An 18,473-nucleotide genomic window follows, 5' to 3' on the forward strand; every position below is an offset into this window, starting at 1 on the left:
TGGCGTGATGCGGGGATCGGCGCCGGCGGGAAACGTCCTGCCGTCGCCGCTCCCGCCGCTACTCGTCCTCCTCCCGCTTCTTCGGTCCCCGGGGCAGCACCCAGACATGGGTCTTGCCGACATGCGACCAGTCGAAGACGAATTTCGCGTCGGCCCGGGTCAGGTGGATGCAGCCGTGCGACCTGGTCTGCGGGTTGCCGACGTGGAACCCCACGGCGGGCGCGAACTGGACGTAGAGCGGCATCGGGGCCGGATTCCCGCTCTTGTCCTTGTAGCTGCTGCTGACGTGGTCGGCGTCCTTGCTGATCACCTTGTGCTTGCCGGTCGGGGTGGGATGCGGCTTGCCGTCCCAGCTCCCGCCGGTCGAGAAGTCGGTGATGGTCCTCACCTTCGTGCCCTCGTGGTAGAGCACGATGACGTGCCGGTCCTCCGAGACGACGATCCAGTCGCCCTCCGCGGGCGGGTTGGCCAGCGGATTCTTGTCGATCCGGTCGGCGGCGTCCTCGATGAAGTCGGCGATGCCGCCAAGGGCGCCGAGGAAGTCCGACAGGGGCGTGCCGAAGGCCATCGTCTCCTCCAATGAACGCGCCGCCGCGGACCGCCCCAGCGTTCCGGTCGCCGCGATGCGAGGCCGCCGATACTGGACCTCTTCACTCGATATCGAAATGAAATTGCGTCGAGCCGGTCGGCGCACGCCGCCGTGGGACGCGCGATGCCGCCCGCCGGTCCCGCCCGGGGCTGACGCCGTGCCCGGTTGCTGTAAGCTGCCGGGGAACGCGATGGCCGGGCGCCGGGCGACGGGAGGGAACGGGAACGATGGCGACAGCCGCCGTGGACAGCTTCGACTACGTGATCGTCGGCGCCGGCGCCGCCGGCTCGGTGCTCGCCAACCGGCTGACGGAGGACGGCACCACCACGGTCTGCGTGCTGGAGGCCGGGCCGCCCGACCGCAACCCCTACATCCACATCCCCGCCGGCTTCATCAAGACCCTGTTCGACCCCGCCTGCACCTGGCAGTTCAAGACCGAGCCCACCGAGCGCACCGGCGGCCGGCCGATCAGCACCACCCAGGGGCGGACGCTGGGCGGCTCCTCCTCGGTGAACGGCATGGTCTACAACCGCGGCCAGCCGGACGACTTCAACAGCTGGGCCCAGCGCGGCAACCGCGGCTGGGGCTATGCCGACGTGCTGCCCTACTTCCGGCGCACCGAGCGGCGCATCGGCGTGGCGGACGATTCCGTGCGCGGCCGCTCGGGCGGCATCCCGGTCACCGACATGGACTGGATCCACCCGGTCTCGGAGGCCTTCATCCAGGGCTGCGTCAACGCCGGCATCCCGCGCAACCCGGACTACAACAGCGGCAGCCAGGCCGGCGTCGGCTACTTCCAGCGCGCCATCCTCAAGGGGCGCCGGGTCAGCGCCGCGCGGGGCTTCCTCAAGCCCGCCATGGCGCGGCGCAACCTGGAGGTGCGCACCAACGCCCGCGCCTGCGGCATTGTGTTCGAGGGGAGGCGCGCCGTCGGCGTGCGCTACCTCGCCTCACGCGGCGGCGCGCCGCGCGAGGTGCGGGCGCGGCGCGAGGTGATCCTCTCCGGCGGCACCGCCAACACGGCGCGGCTGCTGCAGGTCTCGGGCGTCGGCCCGGCGGCGCTGCTCGGCCGGCTCGGCGTGCCGGTGGTGCACGAACTGCCCGGCGTGGGCGAGAATTTCCGCGACCACTACGCGGTGCGGCTGGTGATGCGCGCGAAGCCCGGCGTGACGACGATGAACGAGCTCTCGCGCGGCCCGCGCCTCGGCCTGCAGATCGCGCGCTGGGCCACGGGGCGGCCGAGCATCCTGGCCCTCGCCCCCTCGCAGGTGCACGTCTTCTGGCGCTCCGACGACGCGCCCGGCGCGCCGGACCTGCAATGCGTCTTCACCCCCGGCTCCTACAAGGAAGGCGCGGTGTACGTGCTGGACGAGTATCCGGGCGTCACCGCCGGCGCCTGGCCGCACCGGCCGGAGAGCAAGGGGCATGTCCGCGCCCGCTCCACCGACGTGTTCGAGGACCCGGTGATCCAGCCCAACTACCTGAGCGACCCGATGGACCGGCAGGTGACGCTGGGCGGCATCCGACTCGTCCGCCGCCTGCTCAACACGCCCGAACTCGCCCCCTACCTGGAGCGCGAGACCCTGCCCGGCCCGGACGTGCGGGCCGATGACGAGCTGCTCGACTACGCCTACCGCAACGGCTCCACCTGCTACCACCTGATCGGCACGGCGCGGATGGGCCCGGCGAGCGACCCGACCGCCGTGGTGGACGACCAGCTCCGCGTGCACGGGATGGAGGGGCTGCGCGTCGTGGACGCCTCGGTCATGCCGAGCATGCCATCGGCCAACACCTACGCCACCACGCTGATGATCGCCGAGAAGGCCTCGGACATGATCCGCGGCCGGCCGGCGGAGGAGCCGGCGGTGCTGCGCGCCGACGCGGCCTGAGCGAGGGGTGCCCGCGCCTTTCCATGGCACGGGCCCGGGGCGGGCAAGACGGGTCCGGGTGGACTTCAGGGCGGACCCTGGGGCGGGCCGGCAGGGAACGGCGCGACCGGGGATGCCGTTGTAAGCCTGCGGGTGCATGGGGGCGGAACGGGGGGCGACAAGCCTTCCCCGCATGCCCATCTGCCGATGGGCGTGGCCATTCGCGGCGGCCCGGCCGGGCCCGGCGCGGGTGGGGACTGCTCCGGTGTGGCTGCTCCGTCCCGTCGCCCCTCCCGTCGCCCTGGCGCGGGGCTTGCCGCAACGCCCGGGGATGCGGCTGCAACCGGCCGGCGCATCCCAGGGCGGAGCGGCGGCCCGTCGCGCCGGGACCGGCCGTGGAAAGGTCGGCCGCGAAAGGGTCGGCCGCATCGGGGTTGACGGTCGCGGCCGCTCCGCGAGGTTGGAGACGACGATGCCTTCCTTGTCCCGCCTGCACGGCTTCCTGCTCACCGGCGCGGCAGCGGCGAGCCTCGCCGGCTGCGCGCCCTACAAGACGGGGCAGCCCGTGCCCGCCGGCACGGTCCTCGCGACGCCGGCCTATGGCTACGCGGCGCCCGTCTACCCGGCCTATCCCTATGCCACCTACTACCCGTACGGCTACGCCTACGGCGCCTATGCCAGTCCCTACTACGCGGGCTACGGCAGCAGCTGGTACGGCGGTGGCTGGCCCTACGGCTCGCCCTATTACTGGCCCGGCGTCAGCGTCGGCATCGGCCTCGCCTATACGCCCTGGTACTATGGCGGATGGCGTTACGGCGGCGGCTGGTACGGCTCCCCCGGCTACCGCTGGGGCGGCTACTACGGCGGCCGCTATGCCGGCGGCTGGCGCGCCAGCCCGCCGCCACCGGCCGGCGGGCGCCCGGGCGGGCCGGGCTTCGCGGGGCCGGCGCGCCCGGGTGGTGCCGGGCTGGGCGGCGGCGGGCCGCCGGCGAGCTTCGCCGGCGGGCGGGCGGGGATCTTCCAGGGAGGGCTGGGCCCGGCGGGCACCGGCTCCGGCCTGGGCAGCGCCGGGCTGGGCAATTCGGGCCTCGGCACCCCCGGCCTCGCCGGCCGGCCCGGCGGCCCCACGGGGGTCTTCGGGGGCCGGTTCGGCGGCTACTACGGCGGCGCCTACGGGGGGGCCATGGGCGCGCGCGGCGGCGGTGGCCGGCGGCGCTGAGCAACGGCCCGCGGAAGGAGGCGCCCGTTCAGATCGCCTGCCGCCAGGGCTCCGGGTACAGCCGGTAGCCCCCGCCCTCGCGCGCCAGATGCGCCCAGGCCGGGAAGTGCAGGTGCATGCCGGCGACGAGCAGCCCGTCCGTCGCCACCATGTCGAACACCCGTCGCCGCGTCGCCGCCGCCTGCGCCGGGTCGACGTCGAACTGCATCGTCACCTCGGGGCGCGGCACCTGCACCTCCGGCAGGTGCACGATGTCGCCCCAGATCAGCGCGCTCTCCCCGCCATCCGAGACGCGGTAGCCGGTATGGCCAGGCGTGTGGCCCGGCAGCGGCACGGCCTCCAGGCCGGGGAACACCTCGCCCTCGCGGAACAGGCGCAGCCGGCCGCGATAGGGCGCGATCTGCTCCCGCGCCTTGTCGGCATAGGCGACGCCCTTCGCGGCCGCGTCCTCCCAGTAGGCCAGCTCCGACTCGTGCAGCGCCAGCTCGGCATTGGGGAAGATCGCCCGCCCCTCGGCATCGGCGAGGCCGTTCGAGTGGTCGGGGTGGATGTGGGTCAGCAGCACCAGGTCGATCTCGCCCGGCGCCACGCCGGCCGCCGCCAGGTTCTCCGGCAGCTTCCCCACCGCCGCCTGCATGTCCGGGCCGCAGCCCGTGTCGATCAGCGCGGTGCGGCCGCCGGCGCGGACCAGGAAGGTGTTGATCGCGGTCTGGCGCGGCACCGGCCGGAAGGCGGCGCGCAGCATCGCCGAGGACTCGTCCTGCGTGATGTTCTGCAGCACGGCCATGGAGCCGGTCAGCACGCCGTCGCTGACCACGGTGACGGCGACCTCGCCCACGCGCCGGTGGTGGATCGCCGGCACCTGCCGCTCGGGAATCCCGCTCATCGGAACCCCCCGCTCAGATCGCGGAGGGGTGGCGCGCCAGCGGCGTCACCTCGATGTCCATGTAGGGGAACAGCGGCAGCGAGGAGAGCATCGCGTGCAGCTCGTCCGCGTCCGCCGCCTCGATGATCGAGATGTTGGCGTAGCGCCCGGCGACGCGCCAGATGTGCGGCCACTTGCCCTTGCGCATCAGGTCCTGCGCGTAGGCCTTCTCGCGCGCCTTGATGTCGTCCGCCTCGGCCTTCGGCATGTCGGGCGGCAGGCGCACTTCCATGGCGCAGTGGAACAGCATGGCGTGTCTCCTCGGTGGGGGGCTCAGGCCGGAGACGGTCCCGGCCGCGGCACGCGGCCGCCGGTCCAGCCCTCGCTGAGCGGCGAGAGGTAGTAGAAGGTGATCCGGCGCGAGCGGAAGCGCCAGCCCCCCGCCGTGCGCACCATCACGTCGTCGTAGTGGCCGGCCGAGACGTAGGAGACCCCCTGCGTGACGGAGAGGTACTCCATCGAGATCCGCCCCGTCGCCGTGTCGCCCGCGATCTCCACCGTGCCGTTGGTGCAGAAGTGCCAGAACTGCTCGGCGAGCGCCGGCACGCGGCGGCTGAAGAATTCCATCAGCGCGGCATGGCCGGTCACGGCCTCCAGCCCGGTGAAGCTGCCATCCTCGGTGAAGAGGTCGACGAACGCATCCCAGCGCCGGTCGTCCAGCAGGTGGCAGTAGCGGGCGCGCAGCTGGCCGATTTCCAGCTCGTCCTCGATGCGGCGGATCCGCGCTTCCAGGTCCGCCATCAGAACATCTCCATCAGCTTCGCGTGGTCGGCGAGGTCCGCCGGCACGCCGCGGAAGATCACCTGCCCCGACTTCATCACCACCACGCGGTCCGAGACGGCGAAGGCCTCGCCCACGTTCTGCTCCACCAGCAGCACCGACATGCCGAGTCGCTGCTGCAATTCGCGGATCGGCGCCAGCAGGTCCTGGAAGGTCTTGGGCGCGAGGCCGATCGAGGGCTCGTCGAGCAGCAGGATGGAGGGGCGCGAGAGCAGCGCGCGGCCGATCGAGACCATCTGCTGCTGCCCGCCCGAGAGCGTGCCGGCGCGCCGAGTCCAGAACTCCCGGATGCGCGGCAGCACGGTCAGCACCTCCTCGGTGCGCGCCTCCGCCTCCGCGCCGGCCAGCCGCGCCGACCACAGAGCGAGGGCGAAATTCTCCCGTACCGCCAGCCCCGGGAACACGCCGCGCCCCTCCGGCACGTAGGCCACGCCCTCGCGCGCCATCAGCTCCGGGCGCGGCCGCACCGGCGCGCCGCGCAGCAGGATGGTGCCGGCGCTCGGCTGGTGCAGGCCGAAGAGCAGCTTCATCAGCGTGGACTTGCCGGCGCCGTTGTGCCCGACGAGGCACAGCACCTCGCCCTGCGGCAGCGCGATGTCGAGCCCCGAGAGCACCTCGCGCCCGCCATAGCCGGAGACCAGCCCGCGCGTCTCCAGCGCCGGCGGCGGCGCTGTGGGGGAGGGGGCCTGGCGGGGTTCGGCGATGGTGGCGCTCATGGGCGTCGCTCCCCGAAGTAGATGGCGATCAGCTCGGGATCGCGCAGGATCGCCGCCGGCTCGCCCTCGGCCAGCTTGGCGCCGCGGTCGAGGAAGGCGATGCGGTCGGCGAGCTCGGTCACGATGTCGAGGTTGTGCTCGATCAGGCAGACCGTGACGCCCGCCGCCACCGCCTCGCGCACCAGCGCCACGAAGCGGTTGCGCGAGTTGAGGTCGAGCCCCGAGGCCGGCTCGTCCAGCAGCCAGATGCGCGCCCCCGTCGCCAGGATGCGCGCGACGGAGAGGAACTTCGTCTCGGCGTAGGAGAGGTCCACCGCCCGCGCCTTCGCCAGGTGCGAAAGGCCGGTGCGCTCCAGCGCCGATTCCACCGCCGCCTCCCGCGCCCGCCGCGCCGCGCCGCCGCCCGGCTGCCAGAACCAGGCGCCGTGCTCGATCGCCGCCAGCACGTTGTCGCGCACCGTCATGCGGCCGAACAGGCGCAGGTCCTGGAAGGAGCGGGCGACGCCGAGCCGCGCGATCTCGTGCGGCCGGCGCCCCGTCACCGCCGCGCCGGCCACGGTCACCGTGCCGGAATCGGGCACGATGTTGCCGGTGATGAGGTTGAACAGCGTCGTCTTGCCGGCGCCGTTCGGCCCGACCAGCGCCGTGGTCACGCCCTCCTGCAGGTCGAGGTCCACCTTCTGCACCGCGGCGAGGCCGCCGAAGTGCTTCTCCAGCCCGCGGACGGAAAGCAGGCCCTGCATCAGCGTCGCCCCGTGGAGAGGCCGGCGATGCCGGCGGGGCGGAAGATCATCAGCAGGGTCATGGCCAGCCCGTAGATGAATTGCTGCACCGCGCCGATCTCGGTCGGCGGGATGAAGGTGAGGAAGGAGAGCCCGGCCGGCAGCAGCAGGAGCAGCAGCACGCCGATCAGCGGCCCGGCCAGCGTCGCCGTGCCGCCGATGATCACCATCGCCATCACCAGCACCGACTGCTCCAGCGTGAAGCTCTCGACGTTGACGAAGGCCATGTAGAAGGCGAACAGCGCCCCCGCCACGCCGGCCAGCGCGCAGCCCAGCCCGACGGCCAGCGTCTTGATGCGCGGCACGTCCTTGCCGAAGGCCTTGGCGGCGCTCTCGCTGTCGCGGATCGCCATCAGCGAGCGGCCGAAGGAGCCGCGCATCAGCACCCGGATGCCGAGCAGCACCAGCGCCAGCACGGCGAGGCAGACCAGCAGGAAGGCGCCCGGGTCGCCGATGTTGAGCCCGAACAGCGTCGCCGGCGGGATGCCGACCAGCCCGCCATGCCCGCCGGTGACGGCGTGCGCCTCGGAGAACACCGTGATCGCCACCATCTGCAGCCCGAGGCTCGCCACCACGAAGTACTCGCCGCGCACCCGCAGCGCCGGCAGGGCGAGGCAGAGCGAGAGCAGCCCGGCCACGGCGGCGGCGGCGAGGCAGGCCAGCAGCACGTCCGGCACCAGCAGCATGGCGATCTGCGCCCCGGCATAGGCGCCGAGGCCGAAGAACACCGCATGCGCCATGCTGAAGATGCCGGCATAGCCGATCAGCAGGTTCAGGCTCGCCGCCAGGATGCCGAACACCGTGGCGAGGGTGGCGAGGTTGAGGAGGTAGGCGATCATCGCGCGACGGCCCGGCCGAACAGCCCGCTGGGGCGGAAGAGGATGAAGGCGAACAGCACCACGAAGCCGGCGGCGCTGCTCCACTGCGTGTCGAGCACCGAGACGACGAGGTTCTCCACCACGCCGAGCAGCAGCCCGGCCAGCGCCGCGCCGCGCAGGCTGCCGATGCCGCCCACCACCGAGGCGGCGAGGCTGACCAGCATCACCTGCGCCGAGATGGAGGGCTGCAGCCCGGTGGTGATCGCCGTCAGCACCGCCCCCGGCACGGCCAGCGCCGAGCCGAGGCCGAAGGCGATCATCGAGAGCCGCCGCGCCGAAAGCCCGTAGGCGCGCAGCAGCTCCGGGTTCTCCGACAGCGCGCGCAGCCCGATGCCGAGCCGCGTGCGCTCCAGGAACAGCGTCACCGCCGCGAACAGCACCAGCGCCGCCGCGACCGCCACCCAGAACACCTCGGCGACGTAGAGGCCGGGCAGGAGCTGGTGCGCGCGGGTCAGCGGCGTGGAGACGGCGGCGAAGCTGCGGCCGAAGCCGATCTCGATCAGGCTCTGCACCATGATGGTGACGCCGAAGGCGGCGACGAACACGGTGAAGAAGGAGCCCTCGTGCCGCTGGATCGGCCGGTACACGAACCGGTCCATCGCCAGCCCGAAGGCGACGGCCAGCACCAGCGCGCCGAGGCAGGCGAGCGGCCAGCCGAAGCCGCCGTTCACCAGCCCGACGAAGGCGTAGCCCGCCAGCGCGAAGGTCGCCCCGTGCGCGACGTGGAAGATGCGCGTCGCGCCGAAGATCAGCGCGAAGCCGGCGGCGGTCAGCGCGTAGATCGCCCCCGTCTGGATGCCGCTGACGAGAAGCTGGAGGATCAGCATGGCGGTTCAGGACAGCCGGACGTACTGGCCGCCCTGCAGCTTGTTCACCTCGATCGGCATGGTGACGCAGCCCTGGTCGTCGAAGCTCGCCTTGCCGCCGACGAAGGCGAATTCGCGCACGCGCAGCAGCTCGGCGCGCAGGCCGTCGCCGTCCACCGGCCTGTTCTGCTTCTCCAGACCCTGCGCCAGCAGCGCGAAGAGTCGCGTGCCGTTGTAGTAGTTCTGGTGGTAGGAGCCGGGATCGCCGCCGTGCTTCGCGCGCCAGTCGGTGACGAAGCGCTTCGTCACCGGGTCGTCCGACGACCAGTCCGCCGCCTGCCGGGTGAAGACCAGCCCCTCCGCCTCCGGCAGCGCCGCCACCGAGGCGAGGGTGGCGCCGGAATAGGTCAGCAATTGCTGGCTCACGCCGTTGTCGCGAAGCTGCTTGATGATCTGCGACTGCTGCGCGCCGTAGCTCGCGAAGTACACCGCATCCGCCCCGGCGTCGCGCACCTTCGCGGCCACGGCGGCGAATTGCTGCGAGCCCGGCGGCACGCTGAAGGTGCCGACGAGGCTGGCACCGACTTCCGGCAGGCCGCGCCGCAGCTCGGCCAGGATGGCGTTGCCGAACGGGTCGTCCACGTAGATCAGCGCGATCTTCTTCAGCCCGCTGCGCCCGAGCCAGGGCAGCAGCGCCCGCACCTCCAGGTTCACCAGCGGGATGACGTTCCAGAAATAGGGCGAGAGCCCCGCGAGGTCCGGCCCGACGCCGCCGCCGTTCACCATCGGCACCTTCGCGCGCGCCGCGATCGGCGCCGCCGCCTTGGAGACGCCGGTGAAGCCGACCAGCACGTAGTTCGCGCGGTCCACGCTGGCGAGCTTGGTCATGCCGGTGGCGCCGCCCTGCGGCGTGCCCTGGCTGTCCTGCGCGCGCAGCTCGACGGGGCGGCCGAGCATGCGGTCGGCGGCGATGTGGTCGAGCGCCATCTGCACGCCGGCGGTGAACACGCCGCCGTATTCGGCGTTCGGCCCGGCCATCGGGAACAGCGTGCCGACCACGTAGGGCTGGCCCTGCTGGGCGCGCGCGAGGCGCGGCGCGGCCAGGGGGACGGCCACGGGTGCGGCCATCGCGGCCGCGAGGGTTTGGCGGCGGGTCAGCATTCTCGAACTTCCTTCCCCAGTCGGCACGTCGTTCGGCGGTTCCGGCGGGCGCGGGCAGCGTGACGTCCGAATCCCATGGCGAACCCATGACGACATCCCCGCCTTCGCCGGCGGGGCATCGTCTCAGGCCTGGTGGTCGGATCCGATCGGCTCGGACATGCCACGCTCCTCCGTCGCCCTGTGCGGGCGCTCCGGTCGCCGATCCCGCACGAAGCCGGGAGAAGGGCGCCGAAGCCTTGCTTCCGTCCGCTTGCCGGACATTTGTCCGCAGATTACGCATGTCGGTGGCTGCGCCGTCAAGCCGGCCGTGCCATGCTGCGGCGACGGTTCGCCGGAAACGAGAAGGCGGCAACGCCGTACGGGGGGGAGAATTCCATGCATGCCCAGGTCGATCCTCGCCGCTGAGGCGGCACCGCCGGCGCGGCCCGTCCGGCGGGCTCCCGAGGACGGCATCCAGGCGCCCGGCCACGCCGCCGGGGCCGAAGGCGGCGCGCTGCGCGGTGCCGACTTCGTGGTGGCGCTGGAGCGCGGCCTCGCCGTGCTCCAGGCCTTCGGCCTTGGCCGGGAGCGGCTGACCCTCTCGGCGGTGGCGGCCGCCACCGGCCTCAGCCGCGGCACGGCGCGCCGCTTCCTGCTGACCCTGGCCGAACTCGGCTTCCTCGCCACCGACGGCAAGCTGTTCTGGCCGACGCCGCGCGTGCTGAACCTCAGCAGCGCCTACCTCAACGCCTATGGGCGCGGCGAGCTGGCGTCGCGCGTCATCGGCCGGGTGGTCGGGGCGCTCGGCGAATCCTGCTCCATGGCGGTGCTGGACGGGCCGGACATCCTCTACGTCGCGCGCCACGAGATGCGCCGTGTCTTCTCCGCGCGCATCGAGGTCGGCACGCGCCTGCCCGCGCACTGCTCCGCCATGGGCCGCGTCCTGCTCGCCGGCCTCGACGATGCGCGGATCGAGGAATGGCTCGCGCAGTACCCGCGCACCGCCTGGACCGAGCGCACCGTCACCGACCACGCGGCGCTGCGCGAGCGCATCCTGGAGGCACGCCGCCAGGGCTACGCGCTGATCGACGGCGAGATCCAGCTCGGCCACCGCTCCATCGCCGTGCCCGTCGCCGACCGGCAGGGCCGCACCGTGGCCGCGCTCAACATCGGCACCGCCAGCGGGCGCGCCACGCTCGACCGGATGCGCCGCGCGTTCCTGCCGGTGCTGCGCGACGCGGCGCGCGAGATCGCCGCGCTGGTGCCGCACTGGTAGAGAAATCGGGGGTTCCAAAGGGGGCCTCGCCCCTTTGCGGGATGGGGGCCGAGGGAAAGACGGGGAAGGGCGGCGCCCTTCCCGGCGGGGTCCGGGGTAGTGCCCCGGCTGCGTCAACGCACGCGCCGACCGGCCTTCAGAACACCGCCGCCCCCGCCTCCGCCGAGCCCACCCCGGCGCGGAACGCCGCGAACAGCTCCCGCCCCACCCCGGCCTGCGAGGCCGAGAGATCCGCCGTGGCCGGTGCGCGCGCGGCCCATTCCGCCGGCTCCACCAGCACGTCCAGCCGCCCGGCCACCGCGTCCACGCGTACCATGTCGCCGTCCCGCACCCGCGCGATCGGCCCGCCCTCCAGCGCCTCCGGCGTGACATGGATCGCCGAGGGCACCTTGCCCGAGGCGCCGGAAAGCCGCCCGTCCGTCACCAGCGCCACCCGCCGGCCGCGATCCTGCAGCACGCCGAGCGGCGGCATCAGCTTGTGCAGCTCCGGCATGCCGTTCGCCTTCGGCCCCTGGAAGCGCACCACCGCCACGAAGTCGCGGTCCAGCTCTCCCTTGCGGAACGCCGCCTGCACCTCCTCCTGGCTGTGGAAGACGCGCGCCGGCGCCTCGATCACGTGCCGCTCCGGCGCCACCGCCGAGGTCTTGATGACCGCGCGGCCGAGATCGCCCTCCAGCACCCGCAGCCCCCCCGTCGGCTGGAACGGCGACGCCGCGCCGCGCAGCACGGCCTCGTCGCCGCTCGCCACCGGCGCCTCGCGCCATTCCAGCGCGCCGTCGCCGCCCACCGCCGGCTCCACGAGGTAGTTCGAGAGGCCCTTGCCCCACACCGTCTCCACATCCTCGTGCAGCAGCCCGGCGCCGAGCAGCTCGCGCATCAGGAAGCCCATGCCGCCGGCGGCGTGGAAGTGGTTCACGTCCGCCTTGCCGTTCGGGTAGATGCGGCAGAGCAGCGGCGTCACCTCGGCGAGATCGGAGAAGTCGTCCCAGCGCAGCACGATCCCCGCCGCCGCCGCCATGGCGACGAGGTGGATGGTGTGGTTGGTCGAGCCGCCCGTCGCGTGCAGCCCGACGATGCCGTTCACGAACGCCTTCTCGTCCAGCACGCGCCCCACCGGCGTGTAGTCGTTCCCCCGCGCCGTGATGGCGATGGCGCGCCGCGCGGCGGCCTCGGTCAGCGCGTCGCGCAGGCCGGTGTTCGGGTTGACGAAGGAGCTGCCCGGCAGGTGCAGCCCCATGATCTCCATCAGCATCTGGTTGGTGTTGGCGGTGCCGTAGAAGGTGCAGGTGCCCGGCCCGTGATACGCCTTCGCCTCCGCCTCCAGCAGCGCCTCGCGCCCTACCTTCCCCTCGGCATGGAGCTGGCGGATCTTCGCCTTCTCGTCGTTCGGCAGGCCGGAGGTCATGGGCCCTGCCGGGACGAACACCGCCGGCAGGTGCCCGAAGCTCAGCGCGCCGATCACGAGGCCCGGCACGATCTTGTCGCAGACGCCGAGATACACGGCCGCGTCGAACACCTGGTGCGAGAGCGCGACGCCGGTCGCCAGCGCGATCACGTCGCGCGAGAACAGGGAAAGCTCCATCCCAGCCTCGCCCTGCGTCACCCCGTCGCACATGGCCGGCACGCCGCCCGCCACCTGCGCCGTGCCGCCCGCCGCCCGCGCCGCCCGCCGGATCAGCTCGGGGAAGCGCTCGTAGGGCTGATGCGCCGAGAGCATGTCGTTGTAGGCGGTGACGATGCCGAGATTCGGCGCGTCCGCCGCGAACTGGTGCGGCTTGTCGCCGGCGGCGCAGGCGGCGAAGGCGTGCGCCTCGTTGGCGCAGCCCAGCCGGGGCCGCCTGCCCCCGGCGGCGGCCGCCGCCGCCTCGATGCGGGCGAGGTAGCGCCCGCGCGTCTCGCGGCTGCGCCCGGCGATGCGGTCGGTGACCTCGGCGATGCGGCTCTGGACGGACATTCGGCATCCCCTGTTCCGTGGCGGCGCGGGCCGCCGGGCAATTGCGCCCCTGGCGGGGGGAGGAATCAACCGCCGTGTCGTGAATGCCGCCGGCCCGCGCCGCCAGTGCCGCGCCACCAGCCCCGGGGCTGCGCCCCGGACCCCGCAAGGGGCACCGCCCCTTACGATCCCCGCCGGGGGCGAAGCCCCCCGGGCCTCCCGTTCGGTTCAGGAAGGATCACGCCGTCAGGTAGCGCCGCCGGATATGCGCCAGGAAGTCGGCGGGATCGAGCGGCTTGCCGGTCGCATGCCGCAGCAGGTCCTGGAAGCCGAGGCGCGAGCCCTGCGCATGCACCCGCTCCCGCAGCCAGCCCACCAGCGGCAGCATCTCGCCCCGCCCCAGCGCCGCGTCCATCTCCGGCAGGTCCCGCCGCGCCGCCGCCATGAGCTGGGCCGCCGCCATCGCCCCCAGCGTGTAGCTCGGGAAGTAGCCGAAGGCGCCGTCATGCCAGTGGATGTCCTGCAGGCAGCCGCGCGCATCGTCCGGCGGCACGATGCCGAAGGCGGCCCGGAAGCCCTCGTTCCAGGCGCCGGGCAGGTCGGCCACCTCCAGCGACCCGCCGATCAGCGCCCGCTCCAGCCGGAAGCGCAGGATGACATGCGCCGGGTAGGTCAGCTCGTCCGCCTCGATGCGGATGAAGCCGCGCCCGACCTGCCGCCACAATGCCGCGAGGTTGGCCGGGGCGTAGGCCGCCGCCTCGCCGCCGAAGCGCCCGTGCAGCACCGGGCCCAGCCAGCCCAGGAAGGCGTCGGAAAGCGCCGCCTGCATCTCCATGATGAGGCTCTGCGATTCGTGCGCCGCCATGCCCGCCGCCTCGCCCACGGGCTGGCGCGCCCAGGCCTCCGGCAAGCCGCGCTCGTACAGCGCGTGCCCGGTCTCGTGGATCACGCCGAGCAGCGCCTTGGCGTAGTCGGACTCGTCGTAATTCGTCGTGATGCGCACGTCGGTCGGCGTGCCGCCGCAGAACGGGTGCAGGCTCTCGTCGAGGCGCGCATGGTCGTAGTCGAGCCCCATCCGCTCCGTCACCAGCCGGCACAGCACGCGCTGCGCCTCGGCGGGGAAGGGGGGGACGGGCTGCACGGGGGCCCGCCGCCGCGCCTGGATCGCCTCCGCCTCGGGCAGCGCCTCCGCCAGGAAGGCCTCGTAGGCGGCGAAGACCGGCGCCACGTCGGCGGCGCCGATGCCGGGCTGGTAGCCGTCCATCAGCGCGTCGTAGGGATCGAGCCCCAGCGCCTCGCCCAGTGCCGTCGCCGTCTCGCGCTGCAGCCGCACCACCTCGGCGAGATAGGGGCGCACCAGCGCGAAGTCCGACTCCGCCTTGGCCCGCCGCCACACGGTCTCGCAGGCGCTGTTGGCGCGCTCCACCGCCTCCACCAGCGTGGTCGGCAGCGCCACGGCGCGCGCATGGGCGCGGCGGATCAGGGCGAGGTTGGCGCCCTCCCACTCGCCCGCCACCGCCGCCCCGGCCCCGACTGCGGCCCCAACTGCGGCCAGATCGTCGGCCACCTCGGGCGCGGTCAGCATCGCGTGGCCCAGCCCGGCCAGGGTGGCGAGCTGCTCGCCGCGCGCCGCGGCGCCGCCCGGCGGCATCATGGCGCTCGCGTCCCAGTGCAGCATGGACTGCGCCTCGCCGAGCACGGCGAGCCGGCCGAAGCGCGCCGTCAGGCGCCGATAGGCGGCCTCGGGGCCGGAGGCGGTGGCGTAGCGGGTGGCGGTGGCGTCGTCGTTCATGTCGCCCACTGAAGCATGTCCGGGCCGGGCGGGCACGTCCCGGCACGCGCGGGAGACGGGGCCGGCAGCCGGACCGGACCGCCGCCCCGGGCAGCGGCCGGCGGCCGCACCACGCCGCCGCCCGGGGCGGCGTGGCGCTGCCTCACTCCTGCAGCCGCCGCCGGGCGAAGGCGACGAACACCCCCACCAGCGACAGCGCCAGCCCGTACCAGGTGATCGCGTAGCCGAGATGGCTGTTGCCGGGGCGCGGCAGGCTGCGCGCCGCCTCCGGCCAGTTGCCCGGCGGCGCCTCCGTGCCCGGTCCCCCCGGCGTTCCGCCCTGCCGCGCCAGCGCCACGAGGCCGAACGGGGCGACGCCGGGCAGCCCGACCGCCGCGCCGATCCGCGCCGGGTCGAAGGTGAAGAAGCGCCGCCCGGCCGGATCGTCGCTGGCCGAGACCCAGCCCGCCGTCTCGCCCGGGCGGACGTAGCCGACCACCGAGACCTCGCCCTCCGGGTGCCAGACCGGGGCGCGCCGCTCCAGCGGCACCCAGCCGCGATCGACCAGCAGCGGCGGCAGGCCCGGCCGCAGCAGCGGCGTCACCAGATGCGCCCCGAGCATCGGGTTGCCGCCGCCGCTCCGTACCTCGCTGCCCAGCATCACCTCGCGCGCATGGTCGAAGCGACCGGTCGCCACCACCTTGGCCCAGGGTGCCGGCGGGGCGGCGCCGAGCGGCACGGCCGGGCCCGCCTCGCTGGCATCGAGTTCGGCCAGCAGCGCGTTCTTCCAGTGCAGCCGCTGCACCTGCCAGGTGCCGAGCCCGAGCAGGATGGCCAGCACCGGCAGGGCGGCGAGCGCCGGGACCAGCAGCCGGCGCCAGCGTTCGCCCATGGTCGGCCTCCCGGCCGTGCCGCCTGGATGGCCATTGGGATGACCAGCGGGAGAGCCGGCGGGCAGGGCGGTACGGGCCTCGGAAAGACGATCCGCTTCAGCCATGGGATGTTCCGGAAACGCGGGCGGCCGGTCCCGCCGGGACCGGCCGCCGAGTCCGTGTCGCCCGGCGGCCGTCGCCGCCGGGAAGGAGGGCCGCCGCCCGGGAGCGGCCCGGGCGGGAGGCGGCCGGCCGGGTCAATGCTCGGCGATCGGCCCCGCGCCCCAGATGTAGATGCAGACGAACAGGAACAGCCATACCACGTCCACGAAGTGCCAGTACCAGGCCGCCGCCTCGAAGCCGAAATGCCGCTTCGGCGTGAACTCGCCGAGCCAGGCGCGCCAGAAGCAGACGCCGAGGAAGATGGTGCCGACGATGACGTGGAAGCCGTGGAAGCCGGTCGCCAGGAAGAAGGTCGAGGAGTAGATGCCGCCGCCGTTGAAGGCGAAGGGCGCCTCCGAGTACTCCACCGCCTGGAAGAAGGTGAAGGTCAGGCCGAGCAGCACGGTGAGGCCGAGCCCGGTCAGCATGCCCTTGCGGTCGCCATGGATCAGCGCGTGGTGCGCCCAGGTCACCGTGGTGCCCGAGAGCAGCAGGATCATGGTGTTGAGCAGCGGCAGGTGCCACGGGTCGAAGGTGTAGACCCCGGCCGGCGGCCACATCGGCGTCGCCGCGCCCGAGACGTGCTGCGGGTAGAGCGCGAAGTGGAAGTAGGCCCAGAAGAAGGCGACGAAGAACATCACCTCCGAGGCGATGAACAGCGACATGCCGTAGCGCAGGCCGATGCGCACCACCGGCGTGTGCAGGCCCGGCGTGCGGCTCTCCTTCACCACGTCGCGCCACCACATCGTGGCGCAGCCGAGCACGCCGACGATGCCGAGGCCCAGCACCCAGTGCACGTTGTAGTGCGCCCACATGACGATGCCGAGCAGCAGCGCCCCGCCGGAGAAGGCGGAGAGCAGCGGCCAGGGCGAGGGATCGACCAGGTGGTAGGGGTGCCGGTGCGGCGGCGGCGGCTCGCCCATGGAATCCATCGTGGCGTCCGTCATCGCCAGGGATGGGGCAAGAGGCTGGGCAGTGCTGGCCATATCGTTTCCTGGTCTCTGCGGTCGCCGCGGCGACCGGCCCCGCGGCCGCGCCCCGGAGCTCTCCCTTACGGCCTGCCTGCCGGCCCGCCGGCGAGCCGGCAGGCGGGGTTGGCCGGTCAGGGTGCATCAATCCCGAAAAGACCAGTCGGATCAAGCCCGCGCGGCGCGCCGGCAGGGCCGGCCGATCCCGTGTCGCAGGGGCGCGGGCATCCTGCCTCGGGCCGCCCTATCCCGCGGGCGCGTCCGCGGGCCGGTGCGCCGGCCGCCGCTCCACCCCGGCGGCGAAGGCGCCGAACGCGTCCTCCACCAGGCTGACGTGGTGCAGCATGGTCGCGTGCGCCGCCGCTGCGTTGCCGGACAGCACCGCCTGCACCACCGCGTCGTGCTCCCGCCAGGAGAGCGGCAGCCGGCCCGGGTTGCGGAATTGCGCCCGGCGGAAGGGGGCGAGGCGGCGGCGCAGCCCGGTCGCGATGTCCTGCAGCACCGGGTTGTGGCAGCCGGCGTAGAGGGCGAGGTGGAATTCCCGGTTGGCCGCGTCGTAGGCGTCCGGCTCGCCCAGCTCGACCAGCGCCGCCATCGATTCGTGCAGCGCCTGGAAGCGCCGCCGCTCCAGCGGCGTCATGCCGATAGCGCAGAGCCTGGCGCAGGTCGCCTCCATCTCCGCCATGGCGCCGAACAGCGCCTCCAGCCCGGCCGGCGTCACCGAGGCCACCACCGCGCCCCGGCGCGGCCGCGTCTCGATCAGCCCGGAGGCCGCGACCTGCCGCAGCGCCTCGCGCACCGGGGTGCGGGAGACGGCGTAGCGGCGCGCCAGAGAATGCTCGTCGAGCCGCGTGCCGGGCGTGAATTCGCCGGAGACGATGCTGTCGGCCATGGCGGCGGCGAGGCGTTCGGCCAGGGTGCGGCTCTCCGCCTCCGACCCGTCGCCCTCCGGCGCCGCGCGACGTACGGTCGATGGCGATCCCTGCCGGCCGCCGCGGCCCCGCCGCCCGGCGCCGCGCTCCGCCCCGTCTCCCGTTCCCGTCGCGCCCTTGTCCGGCGTGTCCATGCCCGGCGGCCGGGCTCAGCGTGCCGGCGCCGCGCCGACATGCGGCCCGGCGCTGGCCAGGGCGCCGGAGCGCGCCGCGTCGTCGAGGCTGCGGAAGAAAGTGTAGGAGAGGGTGATGGTGCGGATGTCGCGCGTGTTCGGGTCGTCGGCGATGGCCGGGTCGACCCAGAAGGCGACGGGCATCTGCACCTGCTGGCCGGGGGCCAGGGTCTGCTCCTGGAAGCAGAAGCAGGCGGTCTTGTGGAAGTACCGCCCCACCACCTCCGGCGTGACGTTGTAGAGCGCCGTGCCGGTGACCGGGACGCCGGCGCGGTTGGTCGCCTCGTAGAAGGCGACGTTCTGCTCGCCGACATGCACCGTCACGCTCGGCTGCTGCGCGGCGAAGCGCCAGGGCAGGTCGAGCTGCGTGTTGGCGGCGAAGCGCACCGTCACCCGGTGCTCGCCCGCCGCGACGGGGAGGGCGGCGCCGGTCTGCACCGTGCCGTTGTAGCCGGTCACCTGGCAGAACAGCCGGTAGAGCGGCACCGAGGCGAAGGCGAGCCCGACCATGCCGCAGACCACCAGGGCGGCGCCGCCGCCGACCAGCCGGTTGCGGCGGCGCAGCGTCTCGGCGGGGGAGGGGGAGGGCGCGGGGTCCATGGCCCTCACATCGCGCCGCGGCGCGCCGGGGGCAAGCCCCGGATGCGGGGGCTTTTCCGGGGCGCTGCCCCGGACCCCGCCAG

The 18,473-nt window shown here is 73.7% G+C and carries 18 protein-coding genes; 3 read left to right on the forward strand and 15 right to left on the reverse strand.

Going from position 1 to position 18,473, the window contains the following annotated elements; all coding sequences use genetic code 11:
* Nucleotides 1-58: 58 nt before the first annotated feature.
* Nucleotides 59-568, reverse strand: coding sequence for a L,D-transpeptidase (locus M0638_RS02230; protein ID WP_248665323.1), 510 nt, complete (start codon nucleotides 566-568; stop codon nucleotides 59-61).
* Nucleotides 569-816: 248 nt separating this feature from the next.
* Between M0638_RS02230 and M0638_RS02235 the strand changes: the two genes are divergently transcribed.
* Both M0638_RS02235 and M0638_RS02240 read left to right on the forward strand, forming a co-directional pair.
* Entirely contained in the window at nucleotides 817-2,478 is a 1,662-nt protein-coding gene (locus M0638_RS02235; RefSeq protein WP_248665324.1) for a GMC family oxidoreductase, read from the forward strand.
* 451 nt (nucleotides 2,479-2,929) lie between these two features.
* Nucleotides 2,930-3,676 (forward strand): hypothetical protein, encoded by a 747-nt coding sequence (locus tag M0638_RS02240; RefSeq protein ID WP_248665369.1) that lies wholly within the window; start codon nucleotides 2,930-2,932, stop codon nucleotides 3,674-3,676.
* Nucleotides 3,677-3,704: 28 nt separating this feature from the next.
* Here M0638_RS02240 and M0638_RS02245 read toward each other — a convergent pair whose 3' ends face one another.
* Genes M0638_RS02245 through M0638_RS02280 form a run of 8 tightly spaced genes read right to left on the reverse strand, consistent with a single transcriptional unit; the run spans nucleotide 3,705 to nucleotide 9,724 of the window.
* Entirely contained in the window at nucleotides 3,705-4,562 is an 858-nt protein-coding gene (locus M0638_RS02245; RefSeq protein ID WP_248665325.1) for an MBL fold metallo-hydrolase, read from the reverse strand.
* A 13-nt stretch (nucleotides 4,563-4,575) separates the two neighbouring features.
* Nucleotides 4,576-4,851, reverse strand: a complete 276-nt coding sequence (gene catC / locus M0638_RS02250; RefSeq protein WP_248665326.1) for a muconolactone Delta-isomerase — start codon at nucleotides 4,849-4,851, stop codon at nucleotides 4,576-4,578.
* Nucleotides 4,852-4,874: 23 nt separating this feature from the next.
* Nucleotides 4,875-5,342, reverse strand: coding sequence for a nuclear transport factor 2 family protein (locus M0638_RS02255; RefSeq protein WP_248665327.1), 468 nt, complete (start codon nucleotides 5,340-5,342; stop codon nucleotides 4,875-4,877).
* Entirely contained in the window at nucleotides 5,342-6,097 is a 756-nt protein-coding gene (locus M0638_RS02260; protein WP_248665328.1) for an ABC transporter ATP-binding protein, read from the reverse strand. Before M0638_RS02260 ends, M0638_RS02255 begins: the two co-directional genes overlap by 1 nt.
* Nucleotides 6,094-6,840 carry an ABC transporter ATP-binding protein gene (locus M0638_RS02265; protein ID WP_248665329.1) on the reverse strand — a complete coding sequence of 249 codons (747 nt, stop codon included), beginning with the start codon at nucleotides 6,838-6,840 and terminating at the stop codon, nucleotides 6,094-6,096. The genes M0638_RS02260 and M0638_RS02265 overlap by 4 nt, the downstream gene beginning before the upstream one ends.
* Nucleotides 6,840-7,718: a branched-chain amino acid ABC transporter permease gene (locus M0638_RS02270; protein WP_248665330.1), complete on the reverse strand. Its 879-nt coding sequence runs from the start codon at nucleotides 7,716-7,718 to the stop codon at nucleotides 6,840-6,842. Before M0638_RS02270 ends, M0638_RS02265 begins: the two co-directional genes overlap by 1 nt.
* Nucleotides 7,715-8,584, reverse strand: a complete 870-nt coding sequence (locus M0638_RS02275) for a branched-chain amino acid ABC transporter permease (RefSeq protein ID WP_248665331.1) — start codon at nucleotides 8,582-8,584, stop codon at nucleotides 7,715-7,717. The genes M0638_RS02270 and M0638_RS02275 overlap by 4 nt, the downstream gene beginning before the upstream one ends.
* 6 nt (nucleotides 8,585-8,590) lie before the next feature.
* Entirely contained in the window at nucleotides 8,591-9,724 is a 1,134-nt protein-coding gene (locus M0638_RS02280) for an ABC transporter substrate-binding protein (protein WP_248665332.1), read from the reverse strand.
* 379 nt (nucleotides 9,725-10,103) lie between these two features.
* On the opposite strand from M0638_RS02280, the gene M0638_RS02285 reads away from it, so the two are divergent.
* The gene (locus tag M0638_RS02285; RefSeq protein ID WP_248665333.1) at nucleotides 10,104-10,979 is read left to right on the forward strand and encodes an IclR family transcriptional regulator domain-containing protein; all 876 of its coding nucleotides are present in this window, start codon (nucleotides 10,104-10,106) and stop codon (nucleotides 10,977-10,979) included.
* Between the two features lie 136 nt (nucleotides 10,980-11,115).
* Here M0638_RS02285 and edd read toward each other — a convergent pair whose 3' ends face one another.
* The 6 genes from edd to M0638_RS02315 all read right to left on the reverse strand — a co-directional run bounded on the left by edd (nucleotide 11,116) and on the right by M0638_RS02315 (nucleotide 18,390).
* Nucleotides 11,116-12,933 carry a phosphogluconate dehydratase gene (edd, locus tag M0638_RS02290; RefSeq protein ID WP_248665334.1) on the reverse strand — a complete coding sequence of 606 codons (1,818 nt, stop codon included), beginning with the start codon at nucleotides 12,931-12,933 and terminating at the stop codon, nucleotides 11,116-11,118.
* A 217-nt stretch (nucleotides 12,934-13,150) separates the two neighbouring features.
* Entirely contained in the window at nucleotides 13,151-14,704 is a 1,554-nt protein-coding gene (locus M0638_RS02295; RefSeq protein ID WP_248665335.1) for a carboxypeptidase M32, read from the reverse strand.
* A gap of 142 nt (nucleotides 14,705-14,846) precedes the next feature.
* Nucleotides 14,847-15,575: an SURF1 family protein gene (locus tag M0638_RS02300; protein WP_248665336.1), complete on the reverse strand. Its 729-nt coding sequence runs from the start codon at nucleotides 15,573-15,575 to the stop codon at nucleotides 14,847-14,849.
* Nucleotides 15,576-15,812: 237 nt separating this feature from the next.
* Entirely contained in the window at nucleotides 15,813-16,664 is an 852-nt protein-coding gene (locus M0638_RS02305) for a cytochrome c oxidase subunit 3 (RefSeq protein ID WP_248665364.1), read from the reverse strand.
* Between the two features lie 265 nt (nucleotides 16,665-16,929).
* Nucleotides 16,930-17,751, reverse strand: a complete 822-nt coding sequence (locus M0638_RS02310) for a GntR family transcriptional regulator (protein WP_248665337.1) — start codon at nucleotides 17,749-17,751, stop codon at nucleotides 16,930-16,932.
* A 15-nt stretch (nucleotides 17,752-17,766) separates the two neighbouring features.
* Nucleotides 17,767-18,390 carry a cytochrome c oxidase assembly protein gene (locus tag M0638_RS02315; protein WP_248665338.1) on the reverse strand — a complete coding sequence of 208 codons (624 nt, stop codon included), beginning with the start codon at nucleotides 18,388-18,390 and terminating at the stop codon, nucleotides 17,767-17,769.
* Nucleotides 18,391-18,473 lie beyond the last annotated feature (83 nt).

The organism is Roseomonas acroporae (assembly GCF_023223525.1).
Lineage (GTDB): Bacteria > Pseudomonadota > Alphaproteobacteria > Acetobacterales > Acetobacteraceae > Roseomonas_E > Roseomonas_E acroporae.